Source organism: Bacteroides sp. AM54-2NS, from assembly GCF_003602935.1.
Taxonomy (GTDB): Bacteria; Bacteroidota; Bacteroidia; order Bacteroidales; family Bacteroidaceae; genus Bacteroides; species Bacteroides xylanisolvens.
In genome coordinates this window covers 1-18,468 of the sequence record NZ_QTMZ01000032.1, presented here as the reverse complement: position 1 = coordinate 18,468, position 18,468 = coordinate 1, and the positions used below count along the sequence as shown (strand labels likewise).

Below are 18,468 nucleotides of genomic sequence, written 5' to 3'. Positions count from 1 at the left end.
TTTAATAAAAGAGAGAACAATCATGAGAAACTATTATCAAACCATAACGATTGCCTGCTGCATGGCAATGAGTGCTTCTCCCCTCGCTATATGGGCGCAGAGTGGCGACGAACAAGGGCTCGAAATCCCCCGCAACCTGCAATTGCAACAAGACAAAGACGAGCTTCGCAAAGCCTACGACGGTTGGTGGACAGCCTCTCAAAAGAATAAGGAGCAACGAATGTCGTGGTATAACGAAGCCAAATTCGGTTGCTTCATCCATTGGGGCCCTTACTCCGTACCCGCGGGTCTTTGGAAAAACAAGATGCAGAGCGGCTATACCGAACACCTGATGCGAAAAGCCCGCATCCCCCTGGAAGAGTACAAAAAAGAACTGATACTTCCTTTCAATCCTACTGAATTTGATGCCGAGGAGTGGATGCGCCATGCATCGGAAGCAGGCATGAGATATTTCGTCATTACTGCCAAGCATCACGACGGATTCGCCATGTATCCATCCGATGCTTATCCCTACGATATTCGCCTTTCCAAATTTCAGAAAGATCCGATGGAAGCATTGAGCAGAGCCGCTAAGAAATATGGCATCAAGTTCGGTTTCTATTATTCGCACGCTTTTGACTGGGAACACCCGGACGCTCCGGGAAACGATTGGGATTATCCCACGAATCCCGGTGGAGATAAACTTGTGGGCGGCAAGAACTGGTGGCTGGAACGTAAAGACTTTCTCGCTAATGCCGAGAAATATGTAAACGAGAAATCCATTCCGCAAATACAGGAACTTATCAGAAAGTACGACCCCGACATCTTATGGTTCGATACTCCGCAGAAGCTTCCGCTCTATCTCAATATCCGCATACTGGAAGCTATCCGCCAAGCGGACCCACAAAACAAAATCGTCGTAAACGGACGACTAGCACGTTTTGGCTCTAATAATATAGGTGATTACCGCAATACGGGCGACCGTTCCGCCTTCTTTTTCCCCACCGAAGGGGCATGGGAATCTATTCCCACTACCAACGAGTCTTATGGATACAGCGTAGTGGATACAGTGCGCAAACCTGTTTCATTCTTTGTACAATTATTACCCAGCGCCACTTCGAAAGGGGGTAATATACTGATGAACGTAGGTCCGATGGGCAATGGCCGATGGGACAAGAGAGACATCGAAGTGTTTCAGGGCATAGGACAGTGGTTGAAGGTGAACGGAGAAAGTATCTATGGAGCACAACGCACCAATCTGCCTATACAGCCGTGGGGCGTAACGACACTGAAAGGAGATACGCTGTATGCACACGTATTTCATTGGCCAGCCGATGGAAAACTGATTATCGGCGGACTCCGTTCCGACATCGGAAAAGGATGGCTCGTTGCCGACAAGAAGGCGGCGATAAGATTCAAGCGCTTAAACGCGGATGATTACGAACTGACCTTGCCCGCCAATGCGCCGGACAGCATGAATTCCGTCATCGCACTGGTACTGAACAACCGGAAAGTGCCGAATCCCATCCGTCTTATCGACCACAAACAGAGCAATACGCTCTATACATTCGATTCCGAACTGCAAGGGCGTGGATTGGGATACGGTGACGGCAAACCGAACCGCAACTACGTTACCAAATGGAAAAATACGAATCAGTGGATGAAATGGAACTTACGGTCAAGCGCACCTGTCGAATATACTGTTTATCTGGACTACAACACGCAGGGAAAGAATGATACGGGAACAGTCGTGGTAGAGATAGCCGGACAGAAACTGGAAGCGAACTACTCCACTTATCCCGAACAGAAAGGGACCAACAGTCTACGTCTGGGAAAAGTGAAGCTGCCGAAAGGTAGTTTTGAATGCAGCCTGAAAGGAAAACAATACCAGGGAAGCCAATACATGACTCCTATTGCCGTACGGCTTGAAAAAGAGTAAGCATGGCAGTAATCTCTGTATCGCAATAACTTCGAAATAGCAAATACATTGAATAACGCTAACAAATAGTATACATATATGAAATTGAAATTATCCACCGTAACCATAAAGTTGAAGCTCCCCATAGCAGCTTTATTGCTCGGAGCCGGCCTCACGGCCTGTACTCCGCAACCGGATTCAAACATAGTGGAAGACAACATGGAGTTTGCACAGCAACAACTCCGATGCGCTTTTGATGAAATAGACTACGCCGTAGCCAACGAATCACCCGAAAGCCGTGCGCAACGCGAAAAGAACGGATGGGGGCCACTCACCAATCCCCGGAATACGGAACCGGACGGGACGCTTCACCTCGTCCCGTCCAAAGACTGGACCAGCGGATTCTTCCCCGGCGAGCTCTGGTTTCTCTATGAGTATACCCAGAATAATTTCTGGAAAAAGAAGGCGCAGCAACATACCGATATCCTGGAACAGGAAAAGATGAACGGCGGCACTCACGACATGGGCTTCAAGATGTATTGCAGCTTTGGAAACGGTTATCGCCTGACGCAAGACGAACGCTACAAAGAAATTCTGTTGCAATCGGCACGCACACTTTCCACCCGGTTCAAACCCAAAGCCGGCATTATCCGCTCTTGGGACCATAACAAGGATAAATGGCAATGCCCGGTCATCATTGATAATATGATGAACCTTGAGTTGCTGTTTTGGGCTACCAAAGAAAGTAAGGATTCCACCTATTATAATATAGCGGTAAGCCACGCACGGACTACGATGAAAAATCATTTCCGTGCAGACTATAGTTGCTATCATGTGATAGACTACGACACCATCACCGGACAAGTACTGAAAAAGAACACACATCAGGGACTTGCGCACGAATCGGCTTGGGCACGCGGTCAGGCATGGGCACTGTATGGCTATACGATGTGTTACAGGGAAACCAAGTTACCGGAATTCCTCGAACAGGCTAAAAAGGTGGAACAATACCTCTTCACCCACAAAAATATGCCCGAAGACCTGATCCCTTACTGGGACTTCGACGCTCCCGGCATTCCCAACGAGCCGCGTGACGCCTCAGCAGCCACAGTGATCGCTTCCGCACTCTACGAACTGTCGCAATATGACCGCAAAAACAGCGAACGCTACAAGAAAAACGCCGACAGGATAGTAGAGAACCTGACGAACAGTTATCGCACTACGCTGAACAAAGACAACGGTTTCCTGCTACTCCACAGCACAGGAACCAAACCTACCAACGTAGAAGTGGACGTACCCATCGTATATGCCGACTATTACTTTATAGAAGCATTACTACGCAAGGATAAACTGGAGAAAACCGGCAAACTTTTCTAAAAACGAGAAAAAAATGAAACGACTGATTTATACGTTATGCCTTATTATAGGCTGCGCCACCCTATCCGAAGCTAAAGTCCTCACCGGGCATAAAACCCGGCTAACCGACAACTGGCTGTATCTGCGGGGAGACATCGGCAATATCTGGGAAGCAGTGCGTCCCGCCGCTCCCGGCAGTTCGGAATGCGTTCCCCTATGGACGCCTGTCACCCTGCCCCATTGCTTCAATGCCACAGATGCCGTAGACCCGGACATGAATTACTACCAGGGCCCCGGGTGGTATAAAACACTGCTCGACATACAAAATCCCTATCCCAACGGACGAATCCTGCTCGACTTTGAAGGAGCGGGACAAAAGACCGAAGTATACATCTACACGACACGGGTCGCTTCCCATATCGGCGGATACGATGAATGGACGGCAGATATCACCGAAGCGGTGCAAGCATTCGTCTCCACTCCCGAATGTGTTCAACGTTTTGGCGGTAAAGTTCCCCTATCCATCCGTTGCGACAACAGCCGGGATGCGGAAATGATTCCTTCCGACTTATCGGATTTCAACGTTTATGGCGGACTATACCGCTACCTCAACCTGGCGTATGTCCCCGAAGTTTCCATAGATCGTGTACAAATAGATGCCGTATTAGACAAAAACCTGAAAAAGGCAACACTTGCCGTTCAAGCTTTTTTCTATAATCCGTCGGATATCAGGAAAACAACTGCGCATATCATCGTCAAATCTCCTTCAGGCAAGATAATACTGAATGAAGAAAAAGAAGTGATGCCGCTTGGAAAAGCTTCCCTGCTGACGGCAAATATTCAGAAGCCGGAATTATGGTCGGACGAGGATCCTGCTCTTTACACCTGCGAAATTACCCTGCACCACAACGGACAGGAGCAGAAAGCCATCGAGCGATTCGGATTCCGCCATTTTGAATTTGTGGAAAAAGGACCATTCCGCCTCAACGGTTCCCGCCTTTTGCTGCGCGGTACACACCGCCACGAAGACCATGCGGGCGTAGGCGCAGCTATGACAGAAGAACAAATGCGGGCGGAAATGACGCTCATGAAAGAAATGGGAGTGAATTTTATCCGGCTGGGACATTACCAACAGTCGGACATTATTCTTTCTCTTTGCGATGAACTGGGCATTCTTGTATGGGAAGAGATTCCCTGGTGCCGCGGCGGTCTGGGTGGCGAGCAGTATCAGGCACAAGCCAAACGAATGTTGACGAACATGATTCATACGCATTATAATCATCCCGCCGTCATCATCTGGGGATTAGGTAATGAAAACGACTGGCCGAACGACTTCCCGGAATTCGACAAGGGAAAGATACGTAGTTTTATGAAGGAACTCCATGAATTGGCGCATCAATCGGACGATAGCCGGGTGACCGCTATCCGCCGTTGCGACTTCTGTAAAGATATCGTAGATGTTTATTCTCCTTCTATCTGGCGGGGTGGTACAGAGGCATCTTCACCGATTATAAAAATGCTTCATTCCATGAGATGCAGCAGGTGAAACATTTCTTCCATGCCGAATGGGGAGGCGACTGCCATGCCCGCCGCCATGCGGAGGACCCGTTCATCAATTTGGATAAGATTGAAGCGGGCAAGGGAGCAGACGAACGCGCGGGAGATGCTTCGCTTTACGGTGGAAACGCACGCGCTTCCAAAGACGGCGACTGGTCGGAAAGTTACATGGTGCGCCTCATCGACTGGCATCTGAAAGAACAGGAAACGATGGATTGGCTGACAGGGGCGGCATATTGGCCGTTCAAGGACTTCTCTACTCCGGTACGTCCGGAGAATCCTGTGCCTTATGTCAATCAAAAAGGAGTAGTGGAAAGAGATCTCACACCGAAGGAGACTTACTATGTATTCCAATCATACTGGGCGAAAAAGCCTATGATACATATCTATGGGCATACATGGCCGATTCGATGGGGCAAACCGGAAGAAATGAAAGAGATATTAGTCTACTCTAACTGTCCGCAAGTGGAGTTGATTGTCAACGGAGTGCCGCAAGGAATAAAGAAGCGTAACAGTCAGGACTATCCGGCGGCAGGTCTACACTGGAACTGCAAGTTACAGGCAGGAGAGAATACAGTCATCGCCCTTTCCAAAGGGAAAGCAGTCGTGGCAGACACGCTCCGGTTTGTATACGAAACCCGCACATGGGGTAAGCCTGCGCAACTGCAAGCGAAAGTCACTCATTGCGGCGGAGAAAGTTCAGGCGATATATCAATGGTGGAAGTCCAGCTGACAGACGCTAAAGGCGTACCCTGTCTGGATGCCGTAAACTATATAGAATTCGGACTGGCAGGAGACGGGCAATTAATCGAGAACCAGGGGACTTCTACCGGTTCACGAAAGGTACAGGCCTACAATGGTCGCGCAGCCATCCGTGTAGATAAAAGGAAAGGAGAATCGGTAGTATCCGTGCGGTGTGATATCCCGGAAGTTAAAACGGTGTTTGTCAGGCTATAAAGTTTAACAAGTATATCTGTTATTTTTAAAAATACACTATCTTTGCGTATACCGTATAGCTAAAAAATATTCCGTTAAATTTCTCTTTTATGAAAACATTGAAAGCTGTCTACCTAGTAACTGTCATTACCGGCTTGTTGACCGGTTTATCCTTGTCATCTTCCGCATCCGCCCAAGATATCTCAGGAACCTGGCACGGAAAACTGACTGTTCCCACCGGTTCGCTGACCCTTGTATTCCATATCAATCAGACAGGAGAAGGCACTTACATAACGACACTCGACAGCCCCGACCAGGGGGCTAACGGAATAAAGACGCAAACCACTTCGTTCAAAGATTCCATATTGACTGTGCAGACACCTGTTATCCACGCTTCTTACAAAGGAAAGCTGAGCAACGACCGTAGTATTAGCGGAACATTCACACAAGGCATTCCTTTGCCGTTGAATCTGGAAAAAGGAGAAGCAAGCCGCTCCAAACGCCCGCAGGAACCTCAGCCGCCTTTCTCTTACAAAAGCGAAGAAGTCACGGTAAGAAACGAACAGGACGGAATCAATCTCGCGGGAACATTCACTCTTCCCGAAAAAGGAACAAAATTTCCGGCGGTAGTCATGGTGACAGGAAGCGGTGCGCAGAACCGGGATGAGGAGATTATGGGACACAAGCCTTTCCTTGTCATCGCCGACTATCTGACGCGAAACGGCATCGCCGTATTGCGCTGCGACGACCGTGGCACAGCCGCCTCACAAGGCAACCATGCAACAGCTACCAACGAAGACTTTGCCAGAGATACGGAAGCTGCCATCCACTATCTGCGCGGCAGAAAAGAAATAAACACGAAAAAGATTGGAATCATCGGACATAGCGCAGGAGGAACCATCGCATTCATTGTGGCAGCCAATGATCCGTCAGTGGCATTTATCGTTTCATTGGCGGGAGCCGCCATCAAAGGAGACAGCCTGATGCTAAGGCAAGTGGAACTGATTTCTAAATCTCAGGGAATGCCGGATGCGCTTTGGCAAGGAACGAAACCGTCGCTGCGAAACAGGTATGCCATACTGCAACAAGCGGACAAGACAACGGATGAGCTCCAAAAGGAACTGTATGCAGACGTTACCAAAACCATGTCGTCCGAACAACTGAAAGACTTGAATACCGTACAGCAGATTTCCGCCCAGATACGTTCGATGACCTCGCCCTGGTATCTTCATTTTATGAGGTACGACCCGGCTAATGCCCTGAAGAATGTGAAATGTCCGGTACTCGCCCTAAACGGAGAAAAGGACATTCAAGTGGACGCGACTATGAACCTTACAGCCATCCAACAAAGAATCAGCGAAAACGGAAACAAAAATGTAACTGTAAAAGCCTATCCGAACCTGAACCATCTGTTGCAGACCTGCGAAAAAGGCACATTGGCCGAATACGGGCAACTGGAAGAAACCATCAGTCCGGAAGTATTGAAAGATATGACCGAGTGGATTCAGAAACAGTAAGGTGATCAGCAATACACTTTTTCGGACAACATTGCCTGGTAGTACATCCATCCCCTTGATTACATACATTGCATAAATTGACTTAAATCAAAATCTTTCCTACCGAACTCACCTTGGCCGATTTTGTTTTACCTTTGCACCCGCAAAAAAGAAGAAGGTAAAAAAGTAACAGGTATCAGGTATAGTTTGGTATGAAGAAAAGTCTGATTGCATTGGCGTTCGGCACCCTGGGATTGGGTATTGCCGAGTTTGTGATGATGGGAATTTTGCCCGACGTGGCAAAAGATTTAGGAATCAGTATCCCCGTTGCGGGACATTTCATTTCCGCCTATGCGTTGGGCGTCTGTGTGGGTGCACCCGTACTGACATTAGCCCGCAAATATCCTTTGAAACATATTCTGCTGGTACTGGTCACCCTGATTATGATAGGTAATATCTGTGCCGCTTTGTCACCCAACTACTGGGTATTGCTTGCCGCACGTTTCATCTCCGGACTTCCTCATGGAGCCTACTTCGGTGTCGGCTCTATTGTTGCCGAGCGACTGGCTGATAAAGGAAAAGGTTCGGAAGCTGTTTCGATTATGATTGCCGGAATGACCATCGCCAACCTCTTCGGCGTCCCATTGGGAACTTCCCTCAGCACTATGCTTTCCTGGCGTGCCACTTTCCTGTTGGTAGGCATTTGGGGAATCGTAATCATGTATTACATCTGGCGCTGGGTTCCCCACGTAGAAGGGTTGAAAGACACCGGCTTCAAGGGGCAATTCCGCTTCCTCAAAACTCCGGCCCCGTGGCTGATTCTGGGTGCCACAGCATTAAGCAACGGTGGTGTATTCTGCTGGTATAGCTATATCAATCCGATGCTGACAAACGTTTCCGGTTTCTCTGCCGAAAGCATTACTCCTCTGATGATTCTTGCCGGATTCGGTATGGTCATGGGGAATCTTATCAGCGGACGTCTCTCCGACCGTTACACACCGGGAAAGGTAGGAACTGTCGCACAAGCGCTCATCTGTATTATGCTACTCCTCCTATTCTTCCTTTCACCTTATAAATGGGCAGCCGCTCTACTGATGTGCCTTTGTACGGCAGGATTATTTGCCGTATCCAGTCCGGAACAAGTATTAATTATCCGTGTGGCAAAAGGCGGAGAGATGCTGGGAGCTGCCAGCGTGCAGGTTGCATTCAACCTGGGAAATGCCATCGGCGCATATGCAGGAGGACTGGCTATCAGCGAAGGCTATCGTTATCCTGCGCTTACAGGGGTTCCTTTCGCACTGATCGGATTTATTTTATTCCTGATTTTCTATAAGAAATATCAGTTCAATCCCAATTATCTTTAAGAGTTTTTGAGGGAGAGATATAAAGTTTCATCCTATAATAAATAGCAATATCTTTTAAAATTATTATCCTTGTGAAGTATATTAGCTGGGTTGAGTATAAAAAGTACTTCGATGACTTTGAGTTTTCACTGCACTCTATTAGAAATTCCACTGCACTGAACTAGAATTTTCTATGCACTCGGGTAGTTGTCCCCTTGCAAGGGACCATTGTCATCTTACAAGAGGACTAATGTCACCTTACAACAGGACATTTGTCACTTTACAAGATGACAACTACAGAATTACGGACGGAAAATCTTTAAAGATACAAAAATAATTAGAGAAAAGCAAGTAGGCGGAACTTTATTGATTATAGAAAGAAAATAATCTCCAAATTACAGTTATCGTATATATAATGTTTATATTTGTCCGAAATAGCTATTGCATCTTTGTCCGCTATGAAAACAAAAAGCATTTTATACGCCATCATGAGCCTTCTCCTGTCAACCTTTTGGGCAGAGAGTGCCGCCAAAAACCCTTATTACTATTTCCGTACGCTGGACATCAAGGACGGACTTTCACATAATACGGTGAACACCATCCTGCAAGACCGGCAAGGATTCATGTGGTTTGGCACGAAAGACGGGCTGAACCAATATGACGGTCTCGTATTCCGTACTTTTCAGAAAGAGAACTCTTCTTTGGGCAACAACTTTATCACTGCCCTACACGAGGATGCCGAAGGAAATATATGGGTAGGGACTGATACGGGCGTCTACATCTATAACCCCCGATTAGAGAAATTCACCCCGTTCGACATTCCCATCGAAGGTACCGGTGAGACCATCAGCCGTACCATAACGTGGATAGATTCCGACCCGCAAAAAGACGTATGGATTTCGTCCGATTCCCAAGGGCTTTTCCACTACGACATAAAGAAGAACAGCTTGAAGGAGTATTCCGCAAAAATAGGAAAAGGAGCGCTTAACATCACCCGCTTCTGGTTCGGAGACAACGAATTGTGGGTGAACCGCTACGAGGACAACCTGTATCATTCGGAAGACGCCGCCCGCTTCACCGTTTTCCGGGATGCCGAAGGCGAAGAGCCTTTCAAAGGAGCTATCATCACCACCTGTGTCAAAGGACTGCACAATTGCATCTATATAGGTTCGTCCAACGGCCTGGCAGAAATCAACCTGACCACCCGCAAGGTGCGCCGCCTGTTAAACGACTACGTACGCAACATCTGCCTGCGTTCGGATACGGAGCTATGGGTAGGTACGGAACAAGGCATCTACATCTACAACTTGGAAACCGACAAATATATCCACCTCACCACCTCGGAGTCCGACGACCGCTACGCATTATCCGACAACGCCATCTACACCATCTTCAAAGACCGTGAAGGCGGAATGTGGATAGGCTCATACTTCGGTGGCGTCAACTATTATCCTCACCAATATACTTACTTCGAAAAGTATTATCCCCGGGACGACATGCGATACTTGGGACACCGCATCCGTGAATTCTGCGGAAGCAATGACGGGACGATATGGTTCGGCACAGAAGACAAGGGACTTTTCCATTTCAATCCCGCCGACGGTACAGTCACGCCTTTCCACCACCCTGCCCTGTACCACAACATTCACGGATTATGTATCGACGGTGATTACCTGTGGGCAGGTACTTTTGCCGGCGGACTGAACCGTATCCATCTTCGCACCCGGGAAGTACGGCACTACGAAAAGGGCGAAGCATCCAATACCCTCAATGCCGACAACATATTCTCAATCTATAAAAGTAGCACCGGCGAATTATGGATAGGCACGACCTCGGGGCTGATGCGTTACAACCGAAAGACGGATGACTTCACACGCATCCCCGAAATGAACAAAATCTTTGTGTACAATATACTGGAAGACTGCCACGGCAAACTGTGGCTGGCTACCTATTCCGACGGCGTGTTCTGCTACGACCTGCCACAAGACAAATGGAAACAGTACACCCGAAACCCCGATAATCCGAACTCTCTACCCTATAACAAGTGTATATAATAATCGAAAAGTATACCAGATAATAATTGAAAAGTAGTCCACTAGTTTCGTTATGCAAAGGATATAATTCTTTTATTTTTGTGATACATATCTCCTCATGTTTTGTGTTTCTTTAACTCTATATGATTGTCCGCTCATGTTCACCAGATGTGCTTTATGGGTTAGTCTGTCTACCATTGCAGCGACTAGAACTTTATCTTTTACAATTTCTCCCCATCTGTCAAAAGATAGATTTGTGGTAATGATTGTCGCTTTTTTCCCGGCTCTGAGTGATAGGTGGTTAAACAATAGTTCTCCTCCTTCCTTATCACAACTTACATATCCAAATTCATCACAAATGACCATATCATACTTTTCAAACCTGAGTTCGAGTTGTCTTAGACTCTTCTGTGACCTACATTCCCTTATTTGTGTTAGCAGATGCGGTACAGATGTAAAAAAGACCGTATATCCTTCCATGCACGCCTTGATCCCCAATGCGGTGGCTATATGTGTCTTTCCTGTTCCCGGATTTCCATATAACACCACGTTTCTTCCTTCTTTAACAAATTCAAGTGTTTCCAGTTCAGGTATGACCATCTGTGCGTCTTTAGGCAAATCCTCTCTTATGAGCTCCTGCAAATACTTCATCTGCGGGAATCCGGCTATCCTTACCCGTTGTTTTCTTCGTTTCTCTACCCTTATTTCCATTTCCTTTTCCAGTATGCGTGCAATCAATGTCCTGCATCCCCAGTTCTCCTGCGTTGCCAATGTGATAAAGTCCTCCAGTTCGTTCTGTAGAACATTTATTTTAAGTTCTCTGGCATAGTCTGTAATCATTTCTTTTTCTGACAAGTAGTCCATAACAATATTTTTTTAGTTTAAAGAATCTATTTGAGTTAAAGCCTGTGTGCTGTCCATCATCCTGGTCAGGTCCACAAGGATCCCCATTGCCGCATCCTCTATCTGCCGTGATTGCTGTCGGTGCTCCGGAGCAGGCACATTTTCCCCATTTCCATCCTGCGGCTCATTATTAGCGTGCATAAAGGCTTTAATCTGGTCTGCCGATACCTTGTGTACTCCACGCAGTCTCAAAGCCTCATAGGAACGTATGATATCCTTGTCTGTAAATCCATTCTCTGCGGCATACTGTATTAACAGAACAAAGTCCCTTCCATTATCCTGGAAATGTATCTGGAAGAGTTCCTGTATCTTAGCGGGCATCTGCATGAGTGCCAACGATCCTTGTACCGCCCCCGGCTTGCGCAGCAGGGTGCGAGCGTAATGCTCCAACTGTATTTTCCAGTCTGCCACGCCATACACACGTTCATGCGCTGCCACCTTCACCTGCCCATGGAAGATAACAACCTTCTCGCTGTATATCTTGACAGAAACCGTTTTCCCCACTAATGTGTCGGGAACGGAGTAATGGATGTTCTTCATACAGATAGTAGACCACTTATCAACTTTATAATCCTCCATTTAAAAGCATCCCATCTCGTTTATATGTGGCTGCAAGGCTGCCAGATCAGCCGCGAGCGACTCTACCTTGTCCAAGGTGGAGATACTTCCGGCTTGTGTGTTAAGTCCTTCACATACCTCTTGCAGGTGTTTGCCGGCTTCTTCTACCGAGTCGAAATCCATCTTCATACAGAACGCCTTGCGCCTGACATACTCCACGCTACGTTCCACATGTCCTTTTTCCCATCCGGCACGTGCGTTGCAAAAGCGGAAATCAAACCGGTAAAAGGCGCACATACGGCTCAAAGCTCCGTGGGAGTCTTATCTGTCCCTACGAAGTCCTTGACCGCCACACGCATATTGTCATATACCATGACATAGGGAACTCCCTTGACCTGGCGGAAGAAATTACGGTGTGATTCCATAAAGGCCAGCGTATTCTGATGACGGAACAGATAGGCATAACGCCCATTGCTGTGACTAAAAGTAAACACAGCCAGAAAGAAACGCTGAAGCTTACCATGTATGCGGAGTTTTACCTCTCCCCAGTCGAACTCGCAGTTCTCTCCCGGGATATAGTACTGCCGGATAAAAGCCTCTTCCCGTTTACGGGACTTTTGAGTATCAATCCCCGTGATATACTTGCATACGCTCGGATAGCTGACTGAGAATCCTCGTGAAAGAAGAAGATTGTGAATATCCTTCTTTAACATACATTGCTTCTTTAGACCACTGGCACGTTTGCTGGCATTTTTAGCTAAGCAATCATCTATAATGGATTGTACCTGTCCTGTGATTACTCTACGGCTACGTTTAGAGCTATCATACCGGGGCGCAGTAGTCAAAATTGTCTCTAAACTTACTGAAGGAGTATCAGAAGACAATGTACTCTCATACTCCTGGATTACCTTATGTACCGTTTTACGGCTGATGTCCAGTTCGCGGGCAATGGCACGTTTGCTGAGCCCACGACTTCTATACAAATGAATTATGGTTTGTTTATCCACCATGGTTATCATGTTTATACTTCCTTATTGGTTGAACCACAAAGGAAGTGGTTATATTAATAAATCTTAATATAGAGCATGTAATTACGATAGGGAAATAGTAAAAAACAGACTCCATTTACTAACCTAGTGGTATACTTTTCAATTATTATGGTGGACTACTTTTGGGTTATTATTTACATTAGTATATTCTCAAAACAGCGAAAATAGAGAATCACGTAATTACAAATGCATGGCATTTTCCGGCTTTTCTTTACCAAACTGCGATTTATGTCCTTCTCCGATGATTAAATATTCCTTTTTTAAGAATCATCGTTTTTTAAGGGAGGCTATATAGTTTGGAATAGAGGTTGTGCTTAACAATAAAAACTGTAATAGTATACAGGAACAGCCAAATAAGATATTACCGGATTCTGACAAGATTAGGTAATGTCTTATTTTTATAATGGGGAAAATTGTTACCTTTGTATATATCTTATATTTACAATTAAGATTAAACCTAATTTTTCGCTTATGAAAATAGTTAAGGCTAGCTGCATCGTTATATTCATTACCGGACTATTAGCCGGAGTGTTCTTCTCATCCTCTGTTTCCGCCCAAGATATTTCGGGAACCTGGCACGGAAAACTTTCCATTCCCACCGGTTCATTGACTATTGTATTCCACATCAGTCAAACGGAACAAGGCGCTTATGTGACCACACTGGACAGTCCCGACCAGGGAGCCAACGGTATCAAGACACAGACTACTTCTTTCAATGATTCTACTTTAATTATCCAGATACCTGTGATTCATGCTTCGTACAAAGGAAAACTGAACAGTGATAACACAATCAACGGAACATTTACGCAAGGGATGCCCCTTCCGTTGAATTTGAAAAAGGGAGAAGCCAGCCGCCCCAAACGTCCACAGGAGCCTCAACCGCCTTTCCCTTACAGAAGTGAAGAAGTCACCGTGAGGAATGAACGGGATGGAATTAACCTTGCCGGAACATTGACTCTTCCCGAAAAAGGAACTAAATTTCCGGCAGTGGTAATGGTGACGGGAAGCGGTGCGCAGAACAGGGATGAGGAAATCATGGGACACAAACCTTTCTTTGTCATCGCCGATTATCTGACCCGAAACGGAATTGCTGTGCTAGATGTGATGACAGGGGTACTGCCGCTTCACAAGGTACTCACGCAACAGCTACCAATGAGGATTTTGCCACAGATACGGAAGCAATGGTGAATTATCTGCGCAGCAGAAAAGAAATAAATGCAAAGAAAATCGGAATTATCGGACATAGTGCAGGCGGAATCATTGCATTCATCGTTGCCAAAAAGGACCCATCCATTGCATTTGTCGTTTCATTGGCAGGAGCCGGCGTGAGAGGCGACAGTCTGATGCTGAAGCAGGTAGAGTTAATCTCTAAATCCCAGGGAATGCCGGATGCCGTCTGGCAAGGGATGAAGCCTTCGATACGGAACAGATATGCCATACTGCAACAAACAGACAAAACTCCCGAAGAGTTGCAGAAAGAACTGTATGCAGACGTTACAAAAACAATGTCTCCCGAACAATTGAAAGACCTGAATACCATCCAGCAACTATCCGCACAAATCAGTTCGATGACTTCTCCATGGTATCTTCATTTTATGAGATATGACCCAGGCCAGGATTTGAAGAAACTAAAATGTCCGGTTCTGGCTCTGAACGGGAAAAAGGATATTCAAGTGGATGCCGTTATGAATTTGACCGCTATCCAGAAAAGAATCACCGGAAATGGAAACAAAAATGTAACAGTCAAAGCCTATCCGAACTTAAATCATCTGTTTCAGACTTGTGAAAAAGGGACATTGACCGAATACGGGCAACTGGAAGAAACAATCAATCCGGAAGTCCTGAAAGATATCATTGAATGGATAAGAAAACAATAAGCCTATTAATTATATACTTTGCAAGTGCACATTTCTCTATATCACATTCTTTTCTTTCCAATTCTTGCAAATATTTGAAGAATTTGCAAGAATTAGCAAGAAAAGAATTATATTTGTAGACCCAATATAATATAAACAGATGGTATTATGATTGAATTCCCTCCTCAAATAAGTCAGGAAGAATATTTAAAAGTTCTTCTCACTGATCCGCTTGAAAAACTCAAGGCAATCATAGAAAAAAACAATGATAAATATAGTTATTGGTCTGATGTAAAATACCAAAAGGCTCCTGAAGGCATATCGAGTAAAGAATTATGGTGCTACATAAAAGCATCACGGAGAGCAAAACGAATCATTGTATGGAAAAAATATGGCATATCCATCAGTATAACCAACGCCATGCAGCGGATGTGTCACGAGTTTGATATGAACTTTGGCGGCTCTTGGGGAAGTAATTCAATCATTCCGGCAGAAAACAAAGAACAGTATCTAATTAGCTCATTAATGGAAGAAGCAATATCCTCCAGCCAAATGGAGGGAGCGGCAACTACTAGAAAAGTAGCTAAGGAGATGTTAAGAAAAAGCCTTTCTCCACAGGACAAATCGCAACAAATGATTTTCAATAATTATCAAACAATACGTTTTATAACCCAAAATATACATACCCCACTATCATCCGAACTATTACAGCAGATTCATGTCTTAATGACTGAAAAAACATTAGAAAATCCAGCAGATGCAGGAGCATACAGAACGAATGACGAAGTAGTAGTGGAAGATGCTATTACGCATGAAGTAGTACACACTCCCCCCTCATACAAAGATATCCCTTCATTTATTGAAGATTTATGCATATTCTTCAATGAAAGTGATTCTAAAGTATTTATTCACCCAATAATCAGAGGCATTATCATCCATTTTATGATTGCTTATATGCACCCGTTTGTAGATGGAAACGGACGTACAGCAAGAGCTCTATTCTATTGGTATATGCTAAAAAGTGGTTATTGGTTAACTGAATATTTATCTATCTCAAGGGTAATCGCCAAATCAAAAAAGTCCTATGAAAATGCTTATTTATACACAGAAGCTGATGAAAAAGACATGGGATACTTTATAGCTTACAACCTAAGAGTGCTAGAGCTTGCTTTTAAAGAACTACAAACTTATATCAAACGTAAATTAGATCAAAAACATCAGGCTTCTGTATTCTATAAATTAGATAATATTAACGAACGGCAAGCAGATATTCTTAGGCTTATTAATGATAATCCTAAAATATCATTCACCGTGAAAGAGCTACAAAACAGGTTCTCTATTACTCATACTACCGCCAAAAATGATATTGACGGTCTTGTGGAAAGAAAACTGGTTGATGAAATATCACTTAATAAAGTAAAGAAAGGATATGTAAAAGGAGAACTTTTTGATAAAACAGTTAAGTCTATCACATAATCTTTCCAATTCTTGCAAATATTTGAAGAATTTGCAAGAATTGGAAAGAAAGTAAATGGCTACAATTTGCATATACTACATAAACCCTTCATCACAAGTTTATACCGGCATTGTCTAAATTGATTTAAATCAAAATCTATCTCATCGAACTCACCCTGGAAGATTTTGTTTTACCTTTGCAGCCGAAAAAATAAGCGGCAAATAAAAGTAAGGTAAAAAGGTTACAGGTATTAAGGTTAAGTTTGGTATGAAGAAAAGTCTTATCGCTTTGGCGTTCGGCACCTTGGGATTAGGTATTGCCGAATTTGTGATGATGGGAATTTTGCCCGATGTGGCAAAAGATTTGGGTATTAGCATTCCTACGGCAGGACATTTCATTTCTGCCTATGCATTAGGCGTCTGTGTGGGTGCACCTGTATTGACATTGGCTCGCAAATATCCACTAAAACATATTCTGCTAGTATTAGTTACCTTAATTATGATAGGTAATATCTGTGCAGCTATGGCTCCCAATTACTGGGTGTTGCTCGCTGCCCGCTTTATTTCCGGTTTACCTCATGGTGCTACTTCGGAGTAGGCTCTATTGTTGCCGAGAAACTAGCCGACAAAGGTAAAGGTTCGGAAGCTGTCTCCATCATGATTGCAGGAATGACCATTGCCAATCTGTTTGGTGTACCTTTGGGTACTTCCTTAAGTACCATGCTTTCCTGGCGTGCCACTTTCCTGCTGGTTGGTATCTGGGGAATTGTTATCCTATATTATATCTGGCGATGGGTTCCGCATGTAGAGGGTCTGAAGGATACCGGCTTTAAAGGACAATTCCGCTTTCTTAAAACTCCGGCTCCGTGGCTGATTCTCGGTGCTACGGCACTAGGTAATGGCGGTGTATTCTGCTGGTATAGCTACATCAATCCGATGCTTACCAATGTGTCCGGCTTCTCCGCAGAAAGCATTACGCCTTTAATGATCCTTGCCGGCTTCGGTATGGTAGTGGGAAACCTGATTAGCGGACGTCTCTCCGACCGCTACACCCCCGGAAAAGTAGGAACTGCCGCACAAGCACTTATCTGTATTATGTTATTGCTCATCTTCTTCCTTTCTCCCTATAAATGGGCAGCAGCCCTGTTGATGTGCCTTTGTACAGCAGGACTGTTCGCTGTATCCAGTCCGGAGCAGATATTAATTATCCGCGTATCAAAGGGAGGAGAAATGCTGGGAGCAGCCTGCGTGCAGGTTGCATTCAATCTCGGAAATGCCATCGGTGCTTATGCAGGCGGACTGGCTGTTAGCGGTGGCTACCGTTATCCGGCTCTGGCGGGTGTACCATTCGCCTGATCGGATTTACTTTATTCCTGATTTTTTATAAGAAATACCAAGCCAGAATTACAGAGGATGATATAATTGAAAACGATTGAAACTTTTCACTAAGCCCAAAAATCGAAAGCGGGCATTCGATTCTTTATCACATAAAAGAATCACCCTAATATAAATTTATTTTCAGCCGGCTTATAACAAAGCAAAACAGTTGACGCAATAGATATCGGAAGAAATGAACCAGCCCTATTTCTTTTTCTTTCGATACCGCAAAGGTATTATATCACAAGGGATTGAAATGACGTACTTTGTCCCAGATTAGCTTACTTTGTCTTACTTTCATCTAGAATGATTTTACTTATGCACCGGACGATTTATCGTATATTTGGGATACGATAAGTATCTCAATGAGCCATGAGTCTCTTGATGACAAGTTCTGATTAGCTATAATGAAAATAAAATTAGCTATAATGAAATCGGGATTAGCTATAATGAAATTGAGATTAGCTATAATGAAAATAAAAGCAGCTATAGTGGGATTCTGTGCTATACATAGCATAGGAAGATAAACTGGCTGTGAGTTTTCTTTTTAATAGTGTACACGTGCGCAGACGCGAAAGAATATTCTTTTTATATGAAAAAAGCGTGTAATTGAGGTGGAGGGGGACCACCTCAATTACGCGCTTTTTCTATA

Annotated in this window: 10 protein-coding genes and 3 pseudogenes; 9 read left to right on the top strand and 4 right to left on the bottom strand. The window is 44.9% G+C overall.

The features are described from left to right. Positions 1–22 precede the first annotated feature (22 nt). The 6 genes and pseudogenes from DXA05_RS17965 to DXA05_RS17940 all read left to right on the top strand — a co-directional run bounded on the left by DXA05_RS17965 (position 23) and on the right by DXA05_RS17940 (position 10,639). Positions 23–1,918 (top strand): alpha-L-fucosidase, encoded by a 1,896-nt coding sequence (locus tag DXA05_RS17965; protein WP_004322894.1) that lies wholly within the window; start codon positions 23–25, stop codon positions 1,916–1,918. Positions 1,919–1,996: 78 nt separating this feature from the next. After that, positions 1,997–3,274: a glycoside hydrolase family 88 protein gene (locus DXA05_RS17960; RefSeq protein ID WP_004322893.1), complete on the top strand. Its 1,278-nt coding sequence runs from the start codon at positions 1,997–1,999 to the stop codon at positions 3,272–3,274. A gap of 13 nt (positions 3,275–3,287) precedes the next feature. Further along, a pseudogene (locus tag DXA05_RS17955) lies at positions 3,288–5,767 on the top strand (glycoside hydrolase family 2 TIM barrel-domain containing protein). An 89-nt stretch (positions 5,768–5,856) separates the two neighbouring features. Then, the gene (locus DXA05_RS17950; protein WP_004322891.1) at positions 5,857–7,263 is read left to right on the top strand and encodes an alpha/beta fold hydrolase; all 1,407 of its coding nucleotides are present in this window, start codon (positions 5,857–5,859) and stop codon (positions 7,261–7,263) included. 191 nt (positions 7,264–7,454) lie between these two features. Next, positions 7,455–8,606 (top strand): MFS transporter AraJ, encoded by a 1,152-nt coding sequence (gene araJ, locus DXA05_RS17945; RefSeq protein WP_004322889.1) that lies wholly within the window; start codon positions 7,455–7,457, stop codon positions 8,604–8,606. Between the two features lie 437 nt (positions 8,607–9,043). Beyond that, on the top strand, positions 9,044–10,639 hold the full coding sequence (locus tag DXA05_RS17940; protein WP_044654148.1) for a two-component regulator propeller domain-containing protein: 1,596 nt from the start codon (positions 9,044–9,046) through the stop codon (positions 10,637–10,639). A 72-nt stretch (positions 10,640–10,711) separates the two neighbouring features. On the opposite strand, the gene istB is transcribed toward DXA05_RS17940, so the two are convergent. The 4 genes from istB to DXA05_RS27840 are packed head-to-tail and all read right to left on the bottom strand — an operon-like array spanning position 10,712 to position 13,089. Then, entirely contained in the window at positions 10,712–11,482 is a 771-nt protein-coding gene (gene istB, locus DXA05_RS17935) for an IS21-like element helper ATPase IstB (protein ID WP_004322674.1), read from the bottom strand. A gap of 12 nt (positions 11,483–11,494) precedes the next feature. Then, positions 11,495–12,100 carry a hypothetical protein gene (locus tag DXA05_RS27850; RefSeq protein ID WP_004322673.1) on the bottom strand — a complete coding sequence of 202 codons (606 nt, stop codon included), beginning with the start codon at positions 12,098–12,100 and terminating at the stop codon, positions 11,495–11,497. Further along, entirely contained in the window at positions 12,101–12,376 is a 276-nt protein-coding gene (locus DXA05_RS27845; RefSeq protein WP_284515604.1) for a hypothetical protein, read from the bottom strand. A gap of 5 nt (positions 12,377–12,381) precedes the next feature. After that, positions 12,382–13,089, bottom strand: coding sequence for a helix-turn-helix domain-containing protein (locus DXA05_RS27840; RefSeq protein ID WP_284515603.1), 708 nt, complete (start codon positions 13,087–13,089; stop codon positions 12,382–12,384). 510 nt (positions 13,090–13,599) lie between these two features. Between DXA05_RS27840 and DXA05_RS17925 the strand changes: the two are divergent. The 3 genes and pseudogenes from DXA05_RS17925 to araJ (DXA05_RS17915) all read left to right on the top strand — a co-directional run bounded on the left by DXA05_RS17925 (position 13,600) and on the right by araJ (DXA05_RS17915) (position 17,875). Continuing rightward, positions 13,600–15,005 (top strand): annotated as a pseudogene (locus tag DXA05_RS17925) (alpha/beta fold hydrolase). 147 nt (positions 15,006–15,152) lie between these two features. Further along, a complete protein-coding gene (locus DXA05_RS17920; protein ID WP_128859448.1) occupies positions 15,153–16,460 on the top strand; it encodes a Fic family protein in 1,308 nt (435 codons plus the stop codon). Between the two features lie 247 nt (positions 16,461–16,707). Further along, positions 16,708–17,875, top strand: a pseudogene (gene araJ, locus DXA05_RS17915) (MFS transporter AraJ). Positions 17,876–18,468 lie beyond the last annotated feature (593 nt).

Excerpts from the sequence above, each read along its gene's own strand:
- DXA05_RS17965 (WP_004322894.1), top strand. The coding sequence starts at position 23 with ATGAGAAACTATTATCAAACCATAACGATTGCCTGCTGCATGGCAATG.
- DXA05_RS17960 (WP_004322893.1), top strand. The coding sequence starts at position 1,997 with ATGAAATTGAAATTATCCACCGTAACCATAAAGTTGAAGCTCCCCATA.
- DXA05_RS17950 (WP_004322891.1), top strand. The coding sequence starts at position 5,857 with ATGAAAACATTGAAAGCTGTCTACCTAGTAACTGTCATTACCGGCTTG.
- araJ (WP_004322889.1), top strand. The coding sequence starts at position 7,455 with ATGAAGAAAAGTCTGATTGCATTGGCGTTCGGCACCCTGGGATTGGGT.
- DXA05_RS17940 (WP_044654148.1), top strand. The coding sequence starts at position 9,044 with ATGAAAACAAAAAGCATTTTATACGCCATCATGAGCCTTCTCCTGTCA.
- istB (WP_004322674.1), bottom strand. The coding sequence starts at position 11,482 with ATGGACTACTTGTCAGAAAAAGAAATGATTACAGACTATGCCAGAGAA.
- DXA05_RS27850 (WP_004322673.1), bottom strand. The coding sequence starts at position 12,100 with ATGGAGGATTATAAAGTTGATAAGTGGTCTACTATCTGTATGAAGAAC.
- DXA05_RS27845 (WP_284515604.1), bottom strand. The coding sequence starts at position 12,376 with ATGTGCGCCTTTTACCGGTTTGATTTCCGCTTTTGCAACGCACGTGCC.
- DXA05_RS27840 (WP_284515603.1), bottom strand. The coding sequence starts at position 13,089 with ATGGTGGATAAACAAACCATAATTCATTTGTATAGAAGTCGTGGGCTC.
- DXA05_RS17920 (WP_128859448.1), top strand. The coding sequence starts at position 15,153 with ATGATTGAATTCCCTCCTCAAATAAGTCAGGAAGAATATTTAAAAGTT.